The sequence below is a fragment of the Pseudomonas alvandae genome (genome assembly GCF_019141525.1).
GTDB lineage: Bacteria > Pseudomonadota > Gammaproteobacteria > Pseudomonadales > Pseudomonadaceae > Aquipseudomonas > Aquipseudomonas alvandae.
The window spans coordinates 4723929-4744064 of record NZ_CP077080.1 but is presented as its reverse complement, the minus strand read 5'-3'; the positions used below and the strand labels follow the sequence as shown (position 1 = coordinate 4744064).

17 protein-coding genes and 1 pseudogene are annotated in these 20136 nt (G+C 62.0%); 10 read left to right on the top strand and 8 right to left on the bottom strand.

Annotation, left to right across the window (positions count from 1 at the left end):
- The first annotated feature begins 140 nt into the window (after positions 1–140).
- The gene (locus tag KSS97_RS20905; RefSeq protein WP_198797735.1) at positions 141–2234 is read left to right on the top strand and encodes an LTA synthase family protein; all 2094 of its coding nucleotides are present in this window, start codon (positions 141–143) and stop codon (positions 2232–2234) included.
- 55 nt (positions 2235–2289) lie between these two features.
- Here KSS97_RS20905 and KSS97_RS20900 read toward each other — a convergent pair whose 3' ends face one another.
- Positions 2290–2442: a DUF3309 family protein gene (locus tag KSS97_RS20900; protein ID WP_018606531.1), complete on the bottom strand. Its 153-nt coding sequence runs from the start codon at positions 2440–2442 to the stop codon at positions 2290–2292.
- Between the two features lie 292 nt (positions 2443–2734).
- Here KSS97_RS20900 and KSS97_RS20895 point away from each other — a divergent pair, with 292 nt between their 5' ends.
- From KSS97_RS20895 to csrA, 3 genes are all read left to right on the top strand, one after another.
- Entirely contained in the window at positions 2735–3550 is an 816-nt protein-coding gene (locus tag KSS97_RS20895) for an SDR family oxidoreductase (RefSeq protein ID WP_030141045.1), read from the top strand.
- Between the two features lie 60 nt (positions 3551–3610).
- On the top strand, positions 3611–3943 hold the full coding sequence (locus KSS97_RS20890) for a YnfA family protein (RefSeq protein WP_198797736.1): 333 nt from the start codon (positions 3611–3613) through the stop codon (positions 3941–3943).
- A 148-nt stretch (positions 3944–4091) separates the two neighbouring features.
- Positions 4092–4292 carry a carbon storage regulator CsrA gene (csrA, locus tag KSS97_RS20885; protein ID WP_198797737.1) on the top strand — a complete coding sequence of 67 codons (201 nt, stop codon included), beginning with the start codon at positions 4092–4094 and terminating at the stop codon, positions 4290–4292.
- Here csrA and KSS97_RS20880 read toward each other — a convergent pair.
- The 5 genes from KSS97_RS20880 to mnmC form a co-directional block, all read right to left on the bottom strand.
- Positions 4281–4508: a YheU family protein gene (locus KSS97_RS20880; protein ID WP_030141043.1), complete on the bottom strand. Its 228-nt coding sequence runs from the start codon at positions 4506–4508 to the stop codon at positions 4281–4283. The two genes, csrA and KSS97_RS20880, sit on opposite strands and share 12 nt — an antisense overlap.
- A gap of 213 nt (positions 4509–4721) precedes the next feature.
- A complete protein-coding gene (locus tag KSS97_RS20875; protein ID WP_030141042.1) occupies positions 4722–5912 on the bottom strand; it encodes an osmoprotectant NAGGN system M42 family peptidase in 1191 nt (396 codons plus the stop codon).
- Between the two features lie 216 nt (positions 5913–6128).
- Positions 6129–7874, bottom strand: coding sequence for an N-acetylglutaminylglutamine synthetase (ngg, locus tag KSS97_RS20870; RefSeq protein ID WP_030141041.1), 1746 nt, complete (start codon positions 7872–7874; stop codon positions 6129–6131).
- Between the two features lie 3 nt (positions 7875–7877).
- The gene (locus tag KSS97_RS20865) at positions 7878–9650 is read right to left on the bottom strand and encodes an N-acetylglutaminylglutamine amidotransferase (RefSeq protein ID WP_217860047.1); all 1773 of its coding nucleotides are present in this window, start codon (positions 9648–9650) and stop codon (positions 7878–7880) included.
- Positions 9651–9919: 269 nt separating this feature from the next.
- Positions 9920–11902, bottom strand: a complete 1983-nt coding sequence (gene mnmC, locus KSS97_RS20860) for a bifunctional tRNA (5-methylaminomethyl-2-thiouridine)(34)-methyltransferase MnmC2/FAD-dependent 5-carboxymethylaminomethyl-2-thiouridine(34) oxidoreductase MnmC1 (RefSeq protein WP_217860046.1) — start codon at positions 11900–11902, stop codon at positions 9920–9922.
- 150 nt (positions 11903–12052) lie between these two features.
- On the opposite strand from mnmC, the gene pap reads away from it, so the two are divergent.
- Both pap and KSS97_RS20850 read left to right on the top strand, forming a co-directional pair.
- On the top strand, positions 12053–13564 hold the full coding sequence (gene pap, locus KSS97_RS20855; protein ID WP_198797546.1) for a polyphosphate:AMP phosphotransferase: 1512 nt from the start codon (positions 12053–12055) through the stop codon (positions 13562–13564).
- 104 nt (positions 13565–13668) lie between these two features.
- Entirely contained in the window at positions 13669–14853 is a 1185-nt protein-coding gene (locus KSS97_RS20850) for a thiolase family protein (protein WP_198797547.1), read from the top strand.
- Positions 14854–15009: 156 nt separating this feature from the next.
- Here the strand turns inward: KSS97_RS20850 and KSS97_RS28430 are convergent.
- A pseudogene (locus KSS97_RS28430) lies at positions 15010–15198 on the bottom strand (DUF6316 family protein); the annotation flags it as partial.
- Between the two features lie 191 nt (positions 15199–15389).
- Here KSS97_RS28430 and KSS97_RS20845 point away from each other — a divergent pair.
- Complete coding sequence (locus tag KSS97_RS20845) at positions 15390–16352, top strand: DMT family transporter (protein WP_217860045.1); 963 nt, start codon at positions 15390–15392, stop codon at positions 16350–16352.
- A gap of 132 nt (positions 16353–16484) precedes the next feature.
- Here KSS97_RS20845 and KSS97_RS20840 read toward each other — a convergent pair whose 3' ends face one another.
- Positions 16485–17879 (bottom strand): class II fumarate hydratase, encoded by a 1395-nt coding sequence (locus tag KSS97_RS20840; RefSeq protein WP_030141034.1) that lies wholly within the window; start codon positions 17877–17879, stop codon positions 16485–16487.
- A gap of 191 nt (positions 17880–18070) precedes the next feature.
- Here KSS97_RS20840 and KSS97_RS20835 point away from each other — a divergent pair, with 191 nt between their 5' ends.
- The 3 genes from KSS97_RS20835 (at position 18071) to trhO (ending at position 20110) form a co-directional block, all read left to right on the top strand.
- A complete protein-coding gene (locus KSS97_RS20835) occupies positions 18071–18592 on the top strand; it encodes a DUF2059 domain-containing protein (RefSeq protein WP_030141033.1) in 522 nt (173 codons plus the stop codon).
- Between the two features lie 12 nt (positions 18593–18604).
- Positions 18605–18904, top strand: a complete 300-nt coding sequence (locus KSS97_RS20830; RefSeq protein WP_030141032.1) for a BolA family protein — start codon at positions 18605–18607, stop codon at positions 18902–18904.
- Between the two features lie 264 nt (positions 18905–19168).
- Entirely contained in the window at positions 19169–20110 is a 942-nt protein-coding gene (gene trhO, locus KSS97_RS20825) for an oxygen-dependent tRNA uridine(34) hydroxylase TrhO (protein WP_030141031.1), read from the top strand.
- Positions 20111–20136: the final 26 nt, after the last annotated feature.

Here is a 20136-nt window from a genome sequence, read left to right as displayed (position 1 = left end):
TTGCCCGGTTATTTAATGGCAATGCCATGACCGTTCGTGCAAGATCTGCGCTTTCGCGCAAGCCCCGGCCTTGAATGGCTCGACAGAGGGCGCGCTGTAATTCCTACTTTTGACCCCACTTCAATAGGTCCTCAAACGACATGGCAATCCCGGACGCCCTGAGTCAGCAGCGCACCACGCATCGCCTGCTGCAACCGACCGTCAAATCGCACCTGGCCTACACGCTGCTCTGTGCCCTGGTGATGATGATCATGTTCAGCCTGCTGCGCGTGGCGTTGCTGGTCTACAACCGCGAGATGATCCTCGACACGCCGGCCTCGACCTTCGTGGAAGCGTTTGCCAACGGCCTGCGTTTCGACCTTCGGCTGGTCGTCTATCTCTGCATTCCGTTGCTGCTGGCGTTGTTCAGTGCGCGGGCCATGGCGGCACGTGGGTTCTTTCGTTTCTGGCTGACCGTCACCTCCAGCATCGCGCTGTTCCTGGGCTTGATGGAGATGGATTTCTATCGCGAGTTCCACCAACGCCTCAACGGCCTGGTCTTCCAATACGTCAAGGAAGACCCGAAAACCGTGATGAGCATGCTCTGGTACGGCTTCCCGGTGGTGCGCTATCTGCTGGCCTGGGCTGGCGGCACTATCATCCTGAGCTTGGCATTCAAGGGCGCCGACCGGGCCACGCGTCCGCGTGGACCTTTCAGCGGCGGCAGCATTGGCACGCGCCAGATCGCTCCATGGTACGGCCGTGTCGCGGTATTCATGGTCTGCCTGCTGGTGGCCGTGGCCGCTGCTCGCGGCACCCTGCGCCAAGGCCCTCCACTGCGTTGGGGCGACGTCTATACCACCGATTCGAATTTCGCCAACCAGTTGGGCCTCAACGGAACGTTGTCCCTGGTGGCTGCGGCCAAGAGCCGGATGTCCGAAGACCGTGACAACATCTGGAAAGCCACCCTTGAGCAGCCGCTGGCGCAGCAGACCGTGCGCAACATGCTGGTGCTGCCCGACGATAAACTCGTCGACACCGAGACCGCCGCGGTGCGCCGCGACTACACGCCGCCGGCCGACAAGACGCTGCCGATCAAGAACGTGGTCGTGATCCTGATGGAAAGCATGGCCGGCCACTCGGTGGGCGCCTTGGGCGCGCCGGGCAACATCACGCCTTACCTCGACAAGTTGTCCAAGGAAGGCCTGCTGTTCGACCGTTTCTTCTCCAACGGCACCCACACCCACCAGGGCATGTTCGCCACCATGGCGTGCTTCCCGAACCTGCCAGGTTTCGAATACCTGATGCAGACGCCGGAAGGCAGCCACAAGCTGTCGGGCCTGCCGCAATTGCTCAGCGCTCGCGATTACGACGACGTGTATGTCTACAACGGCGATTTTGCCTGGGACAACCAGTCAGGCTTCTTCAGCAGCCAGGGCATGACCACGTTCATCGGCCGTAACGACTTCGTCAACCCGGTGTTCTCCGATCCGACCTGGGGCGTCTCCGACCAGGACATGTTCGACCGTGGCCTGATCGAGCTCAAGGCCCGGGAAAACGGCAAGCCGTTCTATGCCTTGCTGCAAACCCTGTCCAACCACACGCCCTACGCACTGCCGACGCCGTTGCCGGTGGAACCGGTCACTGACCGTGGGCGCCTGAACGAACACTTGACCGCCATGCGTTACTCCGACTGGGCGCTGGGCCAGTTCTTCGAGAAGGCGCGCAAGGAGCCTTATTTCAAGGAAACCCTGTTTGTGGTGGTCGGCGACCATGGCTTTGGCAACGAGCGCCAGATCACCGAGATGGACCTGGGCCGTTTCAACGTGCCGATGCTGCTGATCGGGCCAGGCGTCCAGGAGAAATTTGGCCAGCGCAATCACACCGTTGGCACCCAAGTCGATATCGTCCCGACCATCATGGGCCGGCTCGGCGGAGAAGTGCGTAACCAATGCTGGGGCCGCGACTTGTTGAACCTGCCGCCAGGCGACAGCGGATTTGGCGTGATCAAGCCGTCGGGCAGCGACCAGACCACCGCGCTGATCCACGACGACAAGATCCTGGTATTGCCAGAGGAAAAGGCAATGGCACCGAAGATGTTTCGCTATGAACTGGGCGCCAACCCACACGCAGAGATCATCCCGGATGCTCCGGAGACTGGCGAGATGAAAACCCAACTTGAATCGTTCTTGCAAACCGCGACCAAGAGCCTGTTGGATAACACCGCCGGCGTTGTTGACGGCAAGCCGGACTGATAGTCCAGTGAATAAAAAAAGAGGCCTTGAAGGCCTCTTTTTTTGCGCTTGGGATTTATATCTTCCCAAGTAACAGCAGGATCAACAGCACCACCAAGACTACGCCGATGATACCGGACGGGCCGTAACCCCAACTTCTGGAGTGCGGGAAGACCGGCAGGCCACCGATCAGCAGGAGGATCAGGATGATGATAAGAATAGTGCCCATTGTTGATTTCCTTATTGGTCAGTTCATCAGTGATTAAAACTTTCAACTGCCAGCGCGCATGCGTTAAATCCGGGCGGCTTATAAAGTCCGACCGTAACGTCCTGTAAAAAATTCAAAGTTTTTTGTCGTTCGATATAGCGCATTGCCGTGGTGTCGCGACTCACGCCAGGACATGACTTCAAGACCTCCCATGGTTTGCCCTCGCCATTCAGCAATCTGATGGAGCGTGGGTCGGGCGGGGGCCTTCGCTACACTCGGCCTATCTCTCCCGGAACAACAAGGCTGTTTCCCTATGCAAAATCGCATGATGATCACCGGTGCCGGCTCAGGCCTGGGCCGCGAAATCGCGCTGCGCTGGGCCCGCGAAGGCTGGCGCCTGGCCTTGTCGGACGTCAGTGAGCCAGGTCTCCAGGAAACCCTCAGGCAGGTGCGCGAAGCGGGCGGCGACGGGTTCGTCCAACGCTGCGATGTCCGTGACTACAGCCAACTCACAGCATTCGCCCAGGCCTGCGAGGAAAAGCTCGGCGGCATCGACGTTATCGTCAACAACGCCGGCGTGGCGTCGGGCGGGTTCTTCAGCGAACTGTCCCTGGAGGATTGGGACTGGCAGATCGCAATCAACCTGATGGGCGTGGTCAAGGGCTGCAAGGCGTTCTTGCCGCTGCTGGAAAAAAGTCGCGGCAAGATCATCAACATCGCCTCCATGGCGGCGCTGATGCAAGGCCCCGCCATGAGCAACTACAACGTGGCCAAGGCCGGCGTCGTGGCCTTGTCGGAAAGCCTGTTGGTTGAGCTGGCCCAGCAGGAAATCGGCGTGCACGTGGTCTGCCCGTCATTCTTCCAGACCAATTTGCTGGATTCTTTCCGCGGGCCGACCCCGGCCATGAAGGCCCAGGTCGGGAAATTGCTGGAAAGCTCGCCTATCACGGCTGCTGAGATCGCCGATTACATCTACCTGCAGGTCGCCGAAGGGCAGTTCATGATCCTGCCCCACGAACAGGGGCGGGCTGCTTGGGCCATGAAGCAGAAGAACCCACAGTCGCTCTACGACGAAATGACCGCCATGGCTGACAAAATGCGCGCCAAGGCCCGCCAGAACCTGGGTTGACCCGCGTTCCCGGCATCCATCAGGATGGCGCCCTCGTGCCTTCCTGATGGACCACCCCCCATGTTCAATTACCTTTGGTTCTTTCTCGCCGCACTCTTCGAGATCGCCGGTTGCTACGCCTTCTGGATGTGGTTGCGCCAGGGCAAGAGCGCCTGGTGGATCGCGCCGGCACTGCTCAGTCTCACACTGTTCGCCGTGTTGTTGACCCGTATCGAAGCCACTTACGCCGGTCGTGCCTATGCCGCCTATGGCGGGATCTACATCGTCGCCTCGATCGGCTGGTTGGCGGTGGTGGAGCGTGTGCGACCGTTGGGTTCCGACTGGATTGGCGTGGCCCTTTGCGTGTTGGGGGCGGGAGTGATTCTGTTCGGCCCGCGACTCACGGGGCCATGAATCAGGTCGAAAACGGGTTTTTGCAGGACATTTCCTTCAGGCGTTGGGGTCCCTGTTTGTAGGGGATTACTGATTTATCGCCGGTATCTTGTGCATGGAAAATTGGCCGGGCATGGTCGAGGTCCAGACCTTCTTAAGGAACATAACCATGCTCGTATTAAGCCGCACCATTGGTGAACTGATTTCCATCGGCGATGACATTTCTGTCCGCGTGTTATCGGTCAGTGGGAGTACTGTGCGTTTCGGCGTGGAAGCGCCACGGCACGTCGATGTCCACCGGTTCGAAATCTACGAGAAGATCCAGAAGAAAAAGGCGCGTGCCGCGCGCAAGGGGTGTTCAATCGAATAGATGCTTGGGCACATCGTGCTTGAGCATCAACTGGCACTGTTCGCTCTCGGGATCGAAGACAATCAAGGCCTGGCCTTTGGCCAGGGCTTGCCTGACTCGCAGGACGCGGGTTTCCAACGGGGTATCATCACCGTTGTCAGTTCCGTCGCGGGTAACGAAATCCTCGATCAGGCGGGTGAGGGTATCGACTTCGAGTTGCTCGTGTGGGATCAGCATGACAGGGCTCCGCTAGACAATTGGGCGGATGCTACGGCGGATGGGCTGTGGCGGCTAGCCCGGGGTTGGCTGCCCTGGCACATCCGTGTGGGAGCGGGCTTGCTCGCGATGGTGATGGAACAGTCAGGACAATTGCTGAATGTACCGCCGCTTTCGCGAGCAAGCCCGCTCCCACAGTTGCGCGTTCACACCCGGCAGCAGCGTTTCCGCCAGTCAGCTATCCGAACGCTGCCCGATCAAGCTGTCCACCGACGGCACCCGGGTATCGCTTTCCATCTGCGCATCGTGTTCGATCTGGTGACTGAATCGGTCCAGGGACCCTTGGGCCGGTTGTGCGTCGCTGGCGAATACCGGTGGGCTGAGAATGTAGGCGCCGAGCAGGCGACTCAGCGCGGCCAGGCTGTCGATGTGGGTGCGTTCGTAGCCGTGGGTCGCGTCGCAACCGAAGGCGAGCAGGGCGGTACGGATATCGTGGCCGGCGGTGATCGCCGAATGGGCGTCGCTGAAGTAGTAGCGAAACAGGTCGCGGCGCACCGGCAGTTCGTTTTCCTTGGCGAGCTTCAGCAAGTGCCGTGACAGGTGATAGTCATACGGACCACCGGAATCCTGCATCGCCACGCTCACTGCGTGTTCATTGGAGTGTTGGCCGGGGGCGACCGGGGCGATGTCGATACCGACAAATTCGCTGACGTCCCAGGGCAGCGCAGCCGCCGCGCCGCTGCCGGTTTCCTCGGTGATGGTGAACAGCGGGTGGCAGTCGATCAGCAGCTCTTCACCACTGTCGACGATGGCCTTGAGCGCCGCCAGCAGCGCGGCGACCCCGGCCTTGTCATCCAGGTGGCGGGCGCTGATGTGGCCGCTTTCGGTGAACTCCGGCAAGGGATCGAAGGCCACGTAGTCGCCAACGCCCACGCCCAATGTTTCGCAATCGGCGCGGGTGGTGCAGTAGGCGTCCAGGCGCAGTTCGATGTGGTCCCAACTGATGGGCATCTCATCCACGGCGGTGTTGAAGGCATGACCGGATGCCATCAACGGCAGGACGCTGCCGCGAATCACGCCGGTGTCGGTAAACAGGCTGACCCGACTGCCCTCGGCAAACCGGCTCGACCAGCAACCCACCGGGGCGAGCGTCAGGCGGCCGTTGTCCTTGATGGCCCGTACCGAGGCGCCGATGGTGTCCAGATGCGCCGAAACCGCCCGGTCAGGGCTGCTTTTGCGGCCCTTGAGGGTGGCGCGGATCGTGCCGCGCCGGGTCATTTCGAAAGGGATGCCCAGCTCTTCGAGCCGCTCGGCGACATAGCGCACGATGGTGTCGGTGAAGCCGGTCGGGCTGGGAATGGCGAGCATTTCCAACAGGACTTTTTGCAGGTATTCGAGGTCCGGCTCGGGAATTTTACTGATCATGGAAACTCCTCGCGGAATATTGGAATGACGGATCCCGTGGCAAGGAAGCAAGCTCGCGCTGGGCCTGTAGGAGCTGCCGAGCGAAGCGAGGCTGCGATCTTTTCAATGACACTCGAATCCCAAGCGTAAAAGATCAAAAGATCGTCCGAACGCGGCCCGAGGCTTCGCCAGCTCCTACGGGCCCCGGTGGGAGCAAGCTCCCTCGCCACAAAGGTCTCAGGTCACCGCCTGGCTATGGGGAAACAACAAATCCACAAAACGCTCGGCGGTGGGCTGCGGTTCGTGGTTGGCCAGGCCGGCGCGCTCGTTGGCTTCGATGAACACGTAATCCGGTTGATCGGCCGCCGGGACCAGCAGGTCCAGGCCGACCATGGGAATGTCCAGCGCTCGTGCAGCGCGCACCGCGGCATCGGCCAGGGTCGGATGAAGGATGGCGGTCACGTCTTCCAGGACGCCGCCGGTATGGAGGTTCGCCGTGCGTCGCACGAAGAGATGTTCGCCCGCCGGCAGTACGCTGTCGTAGTCATGGCCGGCGGCGCGCAAGGTACGCTCGGTCTCGGCGTCCATGGGGATCTTGCTCTCGCCGCCCGTCGCCGCCTGCCGCCGCCGGCTCTGGGCTTCGATCAGCGCGCCGATGCTGTGCTGGCCATCGCCGATCACTTCCGCCGGACGACGGATCGCAGCCGCGACCACTTCAAAACCGATCACCAGGATGCGCAGGTCCAACCCTTCGTGGAAGCTTTCCAGCAGCACGCGACTGTCAAAGCGCTTGGCGGCTTCGATGGCGGCCTGGACTTCCTCGATCGTGCGTAGATCCACCGCAACGCCTTGGCCCTGTTCCCCATCCAGAGGCTTGACCACCACGCGCTCGTGCTCATCGAGAAACGCCAGGTTGTCATCGGCGTTGCCCGCCAGCTGCTGTGCCGGAAGGTTGAGGCCAGCGTTTTTCAATACCTTGTGCGTCTGGCTCTTGTCCTGGCAGAGCGTCATGCTGATCGCGCTGGTCAGGTCGCTCAGGGATTCGCGACAACGAACCCGGCGGCTGCCATGCACCAAGGTGAACAGCCCCGCTTCGGCGTCATCCACCTGCACTTCGATGCCGCGTCGGTGCGCCTCTTCGACGATGATGCGGGCATAGGGATTGAATTGCGCCTCGGGGCCGGGACCGAGGAACAGCGGTTGGTTGATGCCGTTCTTGCGCTTGATCGCAAACGTCGACAGGTTACGGAAACCGAGCTTGGCGTAGAGGTTTTTCGCCAGGCGATTGTCGTGCAGCACCGACAGGTCGAGGTAGCTCAAGCCACGGCTCATGAAATGTTCGATGAGGTGGCGCACCAGCACTTCGCCTACGCCGGGACGTGGGCAGTGCGGATCCACCGCCAGGCACCAGAGGCTGCTGCCGTTTTCCGGATCGTTGAAGGCTTTCTGATGATTGAGACCCATCACGCTGCCGATCACCGCACCGGTATCGTCGTCCTCGGCCAGCCAGTACACCGGCCCGCCCTGGTGCCTTGGTGTCAATCGCTCCGGGTCGATGGGCAGCATGCCGCGAGCCTGGTAAAGCTGATTGATGGCCTGCCAATCGCTGTCGCTCTGGGCGCGACGAATCCGAAAGCCGCGAAACACCCTCGTGGATTGCCGGTAATCGCTGAACCACAGGCGCAAGGTGTCGGAGGGGTCGAGGAATAGCTGCGTCGGCTCCAGGCCCAAGACCTGCTGGGGCGCGGCGACGTACAGGGCGATATCACGCTCGCCGGGTTGTTCGTTGAGCAGCTCTCGGGCCAGGCTCGCCGGGTCGGGAAACGTATGGCCGATCAACAGCCGGCCCCAACCGCAATGCACCGCGATCGGATCGGCGCCCAGTTCGCTGCCGTCTTCGGCCAGCCGCGCCTGCAAGCGTTCGTAGGACGGCGGCTGGCCGCGCAAGAGTCGTTGGTTATGAAGGTTCGTATGGGGTTTCATCGATCAGATTCCTTGCTCGCTGAGCCACAGGTTCAGCGCCGCCAATTGCCACAGCCGCGAACCACGCAACGGTGTCAGTTGGCCGTTGGGGTCGGTCAGCAGGCGATCGAGCATGCTCGGGTTGAACAGGCCGCGATCCTGGCTCGGATCCAGCAGCAGTTCACGGACCCAGGCGAGGGTGTTGCCTTCAAGATGCTTGAGGCCCGGCACCGGGAAATAGCCTTTCTTGCGGTCGATGACTTCGCTCGGGATCACCCGGCGCGCGGCTTCCTTGAGCACGTGCTTGCCGCCGTCGGGCAGCTTGAATTTCGCCGGTACCCGGGCGGAAAGCTCCACCAGCCGGTAGTCGAGGAACGGTGTGCGCGCCTCCAGGCCCCAGGCCATGGTCATGTTGTCGACGCGCTTGACCGGGTCGTCCACCAGCATCACCGTGCTGTCCAGGCGCAAGGCCTTGTCGACGGCGGCATCGGCGCCCGGTTGGGCAAAGTGTTCCTTGACGAAGTCTCCGGCGGCGTCGTTGGCGGTGAGCCACTTGGGCTGCACGGTGGCGGCATATTCTTCGTAGCTGCGGTCGAAGAAGGCCGCGCGATAGGCCGCATACGGATCGCTCGCCCCGTCGACCTGCGGGTACCAGTGATAACCAGCGAACAGCTCGTCGGCGCCCTGGCCGCTTTGCACCACTTTGCAGTGCTTGGCCACTTCCCGCGACAGCAGGTAGAAAGCGATGCAGTCGTGACTCACCATCGGTTCGCTCATGGCGCGGAACGCCGCGGGCAACTGTTCGATGATTTCTTTCTCGTCGATGCGCAATTGGTGATGGCGCGTGCCGTAGTGCTTGGCGATCAGGTCCGAATACTGGAACTCGTCGCCGCGCTCGCCGCCGGCGTCCTGGAAGCCGATGGAGAACGTCGACAGGTCGTCAACACCGACCTCACGCAACAGCCCCACGAGCATGCTCGAATCCACACCGCCCGACAGCAGCACGCCGACATCGACGGCGGCACGTTGGCGAATGGCGACCGCTTCGCGGGTGCTGTCCAGCACGCGTTCGATCCAGTCTTCCAGGTTGAGTTCCTGCTCATCGGGCCGGGGACCGTAGGGCAGCGTCCACCAGGTTTTCTGCTCGGTGCTGCCGTCCGCCTCGATGCGCATCCAGGTGGCCGGGGGCAATTTTTCTATGCCGGCCAGCAAGGTGCGCGGTGCGGGGACCACGGCATGGAAATTCAGGTAGTGATTGAGGGCGACCGGGTCGAGCACCGGATTGATGTCGCCGCCCTTGAGCAAGGCTGGCAACGCCGAGGCAAAGCGCAGGCGCTGGCCGGTGCGTGACAGGTACAGCGGCTTCACACCGAGACGGTCGCGGGCAATGAACAGGCGCTTGGCGTCGCGCTCCCAAATGGCGAAGGCGAACATGCCGTTGAGCTTGGGCAATAGCGCTTCGCCCCAAGCGTGATAACCCTTGAGCAGCACTTCGGTATCACCGCCGGAATAAAAGGCGTACCCCAGGCCTTCGAGTTCGGCCCGCAGTTCCGGATAGTTGTAGATCGCGCCGTTGAACGCCAGGGACAGGCCCAAGTGATTGTCGATCATCGGCTGGGCCGAGCCGTCGGACAGGTCCATGATCTTCAGGCGTCGATGGCCGAGGGCAATGGGCCCCTGGCTATGGAAACCCCACGCGTCGGGGCCGCGAGGGGCCAAGTGATGGGTGATGCGCTCTACGGCCGCAAGGTCCGCAGGTTGTTGATCGAAACGTAACTCACCAGCTAATCCGCACATAAGTCCTTACCGGTTTTTCCGTTGGGGAGGGGTCAAGCCATACACGCCGAAAGGGCGGGTACTCAGGAACTGACCGGTGGGATGCCTGTGAGTTTTATATCGATGCGTTATAAGCCGACGGGTGGGGATTGAGCAGGATTGATTTATTCGAGGTGATGCAGAACCTGTGGGAGCGGGCTTGCTCGCGAAGGCGTCTCATCAGTCAACGTCTTGGATGACTGATCCACCGCTTCGCGAGCAAGCCCGCTCCCACAAGGAAAACACTATGTTCAAGCCTTGCCCCGAATCACCGCCCGCAACGCGAACCGGTTCGGATGGCAGGCCTCGGCCACGCTTCGCGGCAGGGGCAGCGGTTCGTTCTCCAGCCAGGCGGCGATCAGTTCGCCGGACAGCGGCGCGGTGATCAGGCCTCGGGAACCGTGGCCGCTGTTGACGTACAGGCCGTCAAGCCAGGGGCACGGCGTATCAGGTACTTGGCGGGCGTCCTTGGCCAGGGCCGAATACGCTTCGATAAAGGCCGGGTGATCGGCCAGCGGTCCGACGATCGGCAGGTAGTCCGGGCTGGTGCAGCGAAACGCCGCTCGGCCTTCCAGTTGCGCTGGATCCAGGACTCGGGCGTTGAGCCGATCCACCAGGTCTACGGAAATCTCTTCGAGCATCTGCAGGTTGCCGGCATGCTCGGCGGCGGTGGGGGTCAGGTCGTCGTTGTGAAAATCAAAACTGGCGCCCAACGTATGTTCGCCCATGCGTGGCGGGGCCACATAGCCCTCGGCGCAGACCACCGTCGCCAGGCTTTGGCTGCGGGCGGTTTGCGGCAGACGGGTGATCTGTCCGCGAATACGCTTGAGGGGCAGCTCGGCGGCGGGCTCGAAGCGTTTGATCTCTGCGGCGCTGGCGAGGATTGCGACGGGTGCGCTGGCCAGGCAGCGTTCGCCGTCCCAGGCCTGCCACTGGCCGTCGATGCGGCGCAGTTCCAGCACTTCATGGTGTGGCTGCAACGCGATCGCCGGGTTCGAGGCTTGCCAGCGACACAGCGCTGGCGGGTGCACCCAACCGCCTTCGGGGTAAAACAAGCCGCCGCTGGGCAAGCCGATGCTCGATTTCGCCTCGGCCTCGTCGCGATCGAGGACCTTCAAGAGACTTGCCGGAAACGCCTCGGCCAAGCGCGCCTGACGCTCGGCTTCCTTGGCGTCGAAGGCCAGTTGCAGGACACCGCAGCCGTCCCAGTCGAGGCCTCGTTGCAGCTGTTCGAGCAAGCGCCGTGTGTAGCCGAACCCGCTGAGGATCATCTGTGACAGCGCGGTGCCATGGGCCGACAGCTTGAGGTACAGCACGCCTTGCGGATTGCCGGACGCTTCCTCGGCCAGACCGGCATGACGCTCCAGCAAGGTCACCTGCCAGCCTCGGGCGGCGAGGCTGGCGGCGCTGGCGCAACCGGCCAGTCCGCCACCGATCACCAGGGCCCGACGCTCGCCAGCAGGCGGGGCGGGGCGGGCGTACCAGGGTTTTGCCGGAGCGGGCTTAGGCGCCTGATCCGGCCAGCCGAGGAACACCCCGCGAAGAATCTCCCATTTATGGCCGATACCCGGCGTGCGTTTCATCTTGAAACCCGCCGCGTTCAGCCGGCGTCGCACCCAACCGGTACTGGTAAAGGTGCTGAGGGTGGCTCCCGGCGCCGCGAGTCGCGCCAGTTCGGCGAACAGCTCGGCGCTCCACATTTCGGGGTTTTTCGCCGGGGCGAAACCGTCGAGGAACCAAGCGTCGATCCGTCCATCCAGCTGCGGCAATTGCTCCAGAGCATCGCCGATCAACAGCGTCAGGGTCACCCGCCCGTTCGCCAGGGTCATGCGCTGGAACCCCTGGTGAATCGCGACGTACTGCCCAAGCAACTGATCAGCCTGGACCTTGAGTTCGGGCCACAAGGCCAGGGCCCGGCGCAGGTCTTCGGGGCTCAGGGGAAACTTCTCGACGCTGACAAAATGCAGCCGTGCCCCCGCCGGTGCGCATTGCTCGAACAACTGCCAGGCGCAGAGGAAATTCAACCCGGTGCCAAACCCGGTCTCACCGATGACCAGCCGCCCACCCTCGGTCAGCGCGGCGAAACGCTCGGCCAGGTTGTTCTGCTGCAAGAACACGTAGCGGGTTTCTTCCAGGCCCGACTGGTCGGAGAAATACACATCGTTAAACACCCGGGAACGCGGGCGACCCTGGTCATCCCAGTCGAGTTGGGCGTGGTGTTGAATGGGCGTCATGACGGGCTCGGTGAAAATGAAGGCGCCATTCTAGCCGATCGGCAAGGCGTTGCTTGATCCAAGGCAAGCGTGCCTGCATCCAGAAGGAATCTGCTGCGCAGGCGCGCATCCAATCCGCTAGTCTTGCCCAATTCCTGGAAGGAGCTGCCCATGTTCGAATCCGCCGAAATCGGTCACGTCGTTGATAAAGAAACCTATGAGGCCGAAGTCCCGGCACTGCGAGAAGCGTTGCTCGAAGCGCAATTCGAGCTGCACCAGCAGGGTCGTTTTCCGGTCATCGTTCTGATCAACGGCATCGAAGGCGCGGGCAAGGGCGAGACGGTGAAGTTGCTCAACGAATGGATGGATCCGCGACTGATCGAAGTGCGTACGTTCGATCAGCAGACCGATGAAGAGCTGGCGCGGCCACCGGCCTGGCGTTATTGGCGGATGTTGCCGGCCAAGGGGCGCATGGGGATTTTCTTCGGTAACTGGTACAGCCAGATGTTGCAGGGGCGGGTGCACGGCGAGTTCAAAGACCCCCGGCTCGACCAGGCGATCAACGGTGCCGAGCGCCTGGAAAAAATGCTCTGCGATGAAGGCGCGCTGATTTTCAAGTTCTGGTTCCACCTGTCCAAGAAACAGATGAAGGCCCGTCTCAAGAGCCTCAAGGACGATCCGCTGCACAGTTGGCGCATCAGTCCGCTGGATTGGCAGCAGTCGCAGACCTACGACAAGTTCGTCAAGTACGGCGAGCGCGTTCTGCGCCGCACCAGTCGCGACTACGCGCCCTGGCACGTGATTGAAGGCGTCGATGCCTGTTACCGCAGCCTCGCGGTCGGGCGGATCTTGCTCGAAGGCCTGCGCCAAGCCTTGGATCGGCCGAAGGTCAAGGCAGAAAAAGTCAACGTGGCACCGTTGCCAGCGTTGGATGATCAAGTGACGTTGATCGACAGCCTGGATATGACGCTGCGCCTGGACAAGGCCGATTACGAGGAACAGCTGATCACCGAGCAGGCCCGGTTCGCTGGCCTGCTGCGGGACAAGCGCATGCGCCGGCATGCCTTGGTGGCGGTGTTCGAAGGCAACGATGCGGCGGGCAAGGGCGGGGCGATTCGCCGGGTCGCGGCGGCGCTCGATCCGCGTCAGTACAGCATCGTGCCGATTGCTGCGCCCACCGAGGAAGAACGTGCCCACCCCTACATGTGGCGGTTCTGGCGGCACATTCCGGCGCGGGGCAAATTCACCATGTTCGACCGCTCCTGGTACGGGCGGGTGTTGGTGGAGCGGGTCGAGGGCTTTTGCAGCCGTGCCGATTGGCTGCGGGCCTACGGTGAAATCAACGATTTCGAGGAACAGCTGGCCGACGCCGGCGTGGTGGTCGTGAAGTTCTGGTTGGCGATCGACAAGCAAACCCAATTGGAGCGCTTCCAGGAGCGCGAGGAAATCCCCTTCAAGCGCTTCAAGATCACCGAGGACGACTGGCGCAATCGGGACAAGTGGGACGCCTATCGCTCGGCGGTTTGCGACATGGTCGATCGCACCAGCACCGAAATTTCGCCTTGGACCTTGGTGGAAGCCAACGACAAGCGTTGGGCTCGGGTCAAGGTATTGCGAACGCTGAACGAGGCGCTGGAGGCCGCGTTCGAGCGTTCGGCCAGGCAAGCGCGGAAAAAGAACTAGCCCGATGGGCACGCATACGCGGGGTGAATGATTGTCGCGTTCGGTTATGGGGTGGATCTATCCTCGATTCCACTCTTAACCGATAACAACAATGAGGTGCCGCCATGCGTGAAGTGGTGATCGTCGACAGCGTACGGACCGGATTGGCCAAGTCCTTTCGCGGCAAGTTCAACATGACCCGTCCGGACGACATGGCGGCGCATTGCGTCAACGCGTTGCTGGCGCGCAACGACATCGACCCGGCCAGCGTCGAGGACTGCATCGTCGGCGCCGGTTCCAACGAGGGTGCCCAAGGCTTCAACATCGGGCGTAACGTGGCGGTGCTCTCGCAACTGGGCATCGGCACGGCCGGGATGACCCTCAACCGTTTCTGTTCTTCGGGCTTGCAAGCCATCGCGATCGCCGCCAACCAGATCGCCTCGGGTTGCAGCGAGATCATCGTCGCCGGCGGCGTCGAATCCATCAGCCTGACCATGAAGAGTGTCAACACCGACAACCTGATCAACCCCCTCCTCAAGGAGCAGGTGCCGGGAATCTATTTCCCCATGGGCCAGACCGCCGAGATTGTCGCGCGCCGTTATCAGGTCAGCCGCGAGGAACAGGACCGCTACGCTTTGCAGAGCCAGCAGCGCACGGCCCGGGCCCAGGCCGAAGGGCTGTTCAACGATGAAATCGTGCCGATGAAGGTCAAGTATCGGGTCGAGGACAAGCACACCGGTGCCGTGCAGATCCTGGATGGCGTGGTCGACCGTGATGACTGCAACCGTCCCGATACCACCTACGAAAGCCTGGCCGGCTTGAAGCCAGTGTTCGCCGAAGACGGCTCGGTGACGGCGGGCAACTCTTCCCAACTGTCCGACGGCGCCTCGATGACGCTGGTGATGAGCCTGGAAAAAGCGCTGGCCCTGAGGCTCAAGCCCAAGGCGTTTTTCCGCGGCTTTACCGTGGCCGGTTGCGAGCCGGACGAGATGGGCATCGGCCCGGTGTTCTCGGTGCCGAGGCTGCTCAAGGCCAAGGGCCTGCAGATTGGCGACATCGATCTGTGGGAGCTCAACGAGGCGTTTGCCTCCCAGTGCCTCTACAGCCGCAATCGACTGGAAATCGACAATGAGAAATACAACGTCAACGGCGGCTCGATCTCCATCGGTCACCCGTTCGGCATGACCGGCTCTCGGCAAGTGGGGCATCTGGTGCGGGAACTGCAACGGCGCAACCTGCGCTATGGCGTGGTGACCATGTGCGTCGGCGGTGGGATGGGCGCGACGGGGTTGTTCGAGGCGGTTCGATAAGCGCCGCCCCTGGACTTTCGTGGCGAGGGAGCTTGCTCCCGCTCGGCTGCGAAGCAGTCGCCGCTTTTACTGGGGATGAACCGTAAGGGGGCCGCCGTGCGGCCCAGCGGGAGCAAGCTCCCTCGCCACGGGGGCCTCGAACCTTTCTGCCGGCGGTTTGGCCAGCAGCATCATGCGTTGGATATACGCCGCGACCTCCTGCTCCGCAGCCTCGCGAGTCTCGAACGGACCTTCCTGGGTGCCTTCGCGCGTATTGAAATAAAACTCGCCGTTTACCCGACAGATCCGGTCACTGCGGAATATTGTCTTCGGGGCGTCTGTATCTTGGGCGCGCGTTCCTGGCATTTCGGGTCTCCATAGGGGGGCAGCGTGGTCGTCTCAATTGAGCATATGTGGTGTCGTCGATTTGCGCCTGTCCAGCCGATCGACGGCTACGACCCGTACAATTCCATCAGCGGCGAATGCCCAACTGTGCCTGTGTGCACCGATCGATCCGGGCCTAGAATGGGCGTTCATGTCTTGGCTTCGAGGGTTGCATGCACATTTCGTCCGGTCGCTGGGTCTACGGGCTGTTCCTTGCCTTGTTGACTGCCCTGTTGTGGGGAATCCTGCCGATCAAGCTCAAGCAAGTGCTGCAGGTGATGGACCCGGTGACGGTGACCTGGTTTCGACTGATAGTGTCCGGCAGCCTGCTCTTCGTCTATCTGGCGGCCACCCGGCGCTTGCCCAGCCGCAAGGTGCTCGGGCCCCAGGGTGGTTGGCTGGTGGGGATGGCGGTGTTGGGGCTGGTGGGTAACTACGTGCTGTACCTGATGGGCTTGAATCGCTTGAGTCCCGGCACCGCGCAACTGGTGGTGCAGATGGGGCCGATCATGTTGCTCGTTGCCAGCCTGTTTGTGTTCAAGGAGCGTTTCAGCGTGGGGCAGGGCATCGGCTTGCTGGTGCTGCTGATCGGTTTCGCGCTGTTCTTCAACCAGCGCCTTACCGAGTTGCTGACCTCCCTGAGCGACTACACCGCGGGCGTCTTGCTGGTGCTGCTGGCCTCGACCGTCTGGACGTTCTACGCCCTCGGCCAGAAGCAACTGTTGACGGTATGGAATTCGTTGCAGGTGATGATGGTGATCTACCTGTTCTGTGCGCTATTGCTGACGCCTTGGGTCCATCCGCTGGAGGCGTTGCAACTGAGTCCCCTGCAAGGCTGGTTGTTGCTCGCTTGCTGCCTCAATACCTTGATTGCCTATGGCGCGTTTGCCGAGGCGCTGGCCCATTGGGAAGCTTCGCGGGTCAGCGCGACCCTGGCGATCACGCCGCTGGTGACCTTCGCCGCCGTGGCGATGGCGGCCTGGTGGTGGCCCGATTATGTTCATGCCGAACAGATCAACCTGCTGGGGTATGGCGGGGCGGTGCTGGTGGTGCTGGGATCGGCGCTGGTTGCATTGGGCCCATCGCTCATCGCCGGGCTCAGGGCCCGGCGGGAGCGTTTGGCTGTCAGCCGCTAGACCGCATCACCGTTCTTCGCGAGCAAGCCCGCTCCCACAGTGGATCAGTGATGATCGCAATATCGCATCCACCAAAAGATCCTGTGGGAGCGGGCTTGCTCGCGAAGGCGGCTTGCCTGCCTTGGATGAAACTCAGCCCTGCCCGCCAGCCTCCAGCATGTTTTCCGGCCGGACCCAGGCCTCGAACTCCTCATCGGTGAGGTACCCCAACTGCAACGCAGCCTCCCGTAGGGTCAGCCCTTCGCTGTAGGCCTTCTTGGCGATTTCCGCCGATTTGTCGTAGCCGATGTGCGGATTCAGCGCCGTCACCAGCATCAACCCACGTTCCAGATGCGCCGCCATCTGCTCGGCGTCCGGTTCGAGGCCGGCGATGCAGTGCTGCTGGAAGTTGCTGCAGCCATCGGCCAGCAGGCGGATCGATTGCAGCAGGTTGTGGATGATCACCGGCTTGAACACGTTCAATTGCAAGTGGCCCTGGCTGGCGGCAAAACCGATGGCCACGTCGTTGCCCAGTACCTGGCAGGCCAGCATCGACAAGGCCTCGCACTGGGTCGGGTTGACCTTGCCGGGCATGATGGAACTGCCCGGTTCGTTGGCCGGCAGTTTCACTTCGGCAAAACCGGCGCGGGGCCCGGAACCCAACAGGCGCAGGTCGTTGGCGATTTTCATCAGCGTCACGGCCAGGGTTTTCAACGCGCCAGACAACGTGGTCAGCGGCTCATGCCCGGCCAGGGCAGCGAATTTGTTCGGCGCGGTGACGAAGGGCAAGCCGGACAGCGCCGCCAATTCAGCGGCAATCGCTTCGCCAAAACCATGGGGCGAATTGAGCCCGGTGCCCACCGCCGTGCCGCCCTGGGCCAGCTCGCAGACGGCTGGCAAGGCTGCGCGAATCGCCCGTTCGGCGTAGTCGAGTTGCGCTATGAAGGCGGACAGTTCCTGGCCGAAGGTGATCGGCGTGGCGTCCATCATGTGGGTGCGGCCGGTCTTGACCAGTTTCATGTGGCGCGCCGCCAGTTCCGCGAGGCCGCCGGACAATTCGCTGATGGCCGGCAGCAACTGCTGGTACACAGCCTGGGCGGCGGCGATGTGCATGGCGGTGGGGAAACAGTCGTTGGAGCTCTGGGACCGGTTGACGTGATCGTTGGGATGCACCGGGCTCTTGCCGCCGCGAGGATTGCCCGCCAGCTCATTGGCGCGCCCGGCAATCACCTCGTTGACGTTCATGTTGCTCTGGGTCCCGCTGCCGGTCTGCCAGACCACCAGGGGAAACTGGTCGTCATGCTGGCCGGCCAGCACTTCATCGGCGGCCTGTTCGATCAGGCGGGCGATGTCGGCGGGCAGGTCACCGTTGCGGTCATTGACCCGCGCGGCGGCCTTCTTGACCAGTGCCAGGGCGTGCAGCACCGACAGCGGCATGCGTTCGTTGCCGATGGCAAAGTTGATCATGGAGCGCTGTGTCTGGGCGCCCCAATAGGCCTCATCCGGGACTTCAACCTGGCCAAGGCTGTCGGTTTCGATACGGCTCATCGGGTCAAACTCCTGTAAGGCTGAATGCGCAGTTTAGGCCCTGGTGGGCGTTAGCGGTTCCCTCAATCTAGGAGCGTGCGGTTCGGTCCGTCAATCGGACCCGCCAAGGGTCGGGGTTGAGCCCCGGCGTTTTTTAGGCGCAGAATGGTCGCCCTTGGGGTTTTACCTCGCCTGTTAGATAAGGAAACTCGATGACCCGTCTTCGTGCCATCTGTACCGCAGTTGCTCTGGTGTGTGCCAGCGGCCCTGTCCTCGCCGATACCGCCAGCCACAACGCCAGTGCCGAAGCGTTCCTGACCCTGGCGCACGCCGACAAGCTGGGTACCCCGGTGTACATGCAAGTGCAGCAGATGTTTGCCCAGCGCTTCGAGCAGACCAAGGCTCCGGAATCGAAAAAAGCCACCCTCGAGACTTACCAGGCCAAGGCCAACGCCGCGCTGGACCAGGCCATCGGCTGGAACAAGCTCAAGCCGGACATGGTCAAGCTCTACACCAGCAACTTCAGCGAGTCGGAGCTCAAGGACCTGGTGTCCTTCTATCAGTCTCCCCTGGGCAAGAAAGTCCTGGAAAAAATGCCACAGCTGACCCAGCAGTCGGCGCAACTGACCCAGGCCAAGCTTGAAAGCGCCGTACCGGTGGTCAACAAGCTGCTGGCGGACATGACCGCCGAGCTCGAACCAAAAGCCGCCGCGCCGGCCAAGAAAAAGCCCTGAGCGGAGCCCCGCATGAGCATGCAACAACGCATTGAATCGACCCTCGGGCTCTTGCAGCCCGAGCACCTGCAAGTGCTGGACGAGAGCCATATGCACAGCCGTGGGCTGCAAACCCATTTCAAGGCGGTGGTGGTCAGCCGGCAGTTCGAAGGCCTCAATCGGGTCAAGCGTCACCAGAAGGTCTACGGCACGCTGGGCGAGCTGATGGGCGAATTCCACGCGCTGGCGCTGCACACCTACACGCCTGAAGAGTGGGCACAGACCGCCGCGGCCCCGGCTTCGCCGACCTGTGCGGGTGGTAGCAAGCACTGATTGCCAGTGGTGAGGTTGCTTGTTGTGGCGAGGGGATTTATCCCCGTTGGCCTGCGAAGCGGGCCCATCCGGAGGGAAGCCTGGCGCCTGCTTCGCAGCCGAGCGGGGATAAATCCCCTCGCCACAGGGCAATGTACCGGCCTTGCAATTGCAGTCCTGCAACCCATATGTTTTTGCTAGAATCCGCAACGCGCCGCTCACCCGGCGCGTTTTTTTTCGCATCCGGTTCACCCTTTGCGAGGGTAGCCACCTGGAGAAATACCCATGACACCACCCATTGTCGTGGCGGCACTGTATAAGTTCGTCACCCTGGAAGATTACGTCGAGCTACGCGAGCCCCTGCTCAAGGCGATGCTCGACAACGGCATCAAAGGCACGCTGCTGATCGCCGAAGAAGGCATCAACGGCACCGTTTCCGGCACCCGCGAGGGGATCGACGGGTTGATGGCCTGGCTCAAGAACGATCCGCGCATGGACGACATCGACCACAAAGAGTCGTACTGCGACGAGCAGCCGTTCTACCGCACCAAGGTCAAGCTCAAGAAAGAGATCGTCACCCTCGGCGTGGAAGGGGTGGACCCGAACAAGCGGGTTGGCACCTATGTCGAGCCGCAGGACTGGAACGCGCTGATCAGCGATCCGGAAGTGTTGTTGATCGATACCCGCAATGACTACGAAGTGTCCATCGGCACTTTCGAAGGCGCCGTCGATCCCAAGACCGCCAGCTTTCGTGAATTCCCCGAGTACATCAAAGCCAACTTCGACCCGAGCCGGCACAAGAAGGTCGCGATGTTCTGCACCGGCGGCATTCGCTGTGAAAAGGCCTCGAGCTACATGCTCGGTGAAGGTTTCGAAGAGGTCTATCACCTCAAGGGCGGCATCCTGAAATACCTCGAAGAGGTGCCCCAGGAAGAAACCAAATGGCGCGGCGACTGCTTTGTATTCGATAACCGCGTGACTGTGCGCCACGACCTCAGCGAAGGCGACTACGATCAATGTCATGCGTGCCGCACGCCGGTAAGCGTTGAAGATCGCGCTTCGGAGCACTACGTGCCGGGCATCAGCTGCCCGCATTGCTGGGACAAGCTGAGCGAGAAGACCCGTCGCAGCGCCATCGACCGGCAAAAGCAGATCGAGCTGGCCAAGGCTCGCAACATGCCTCACCCGATCGGCTACAACTACAAGCAATCATCCTCCGAGGCTTAAGCCATGGCATCGCGCCTGCTGTATGT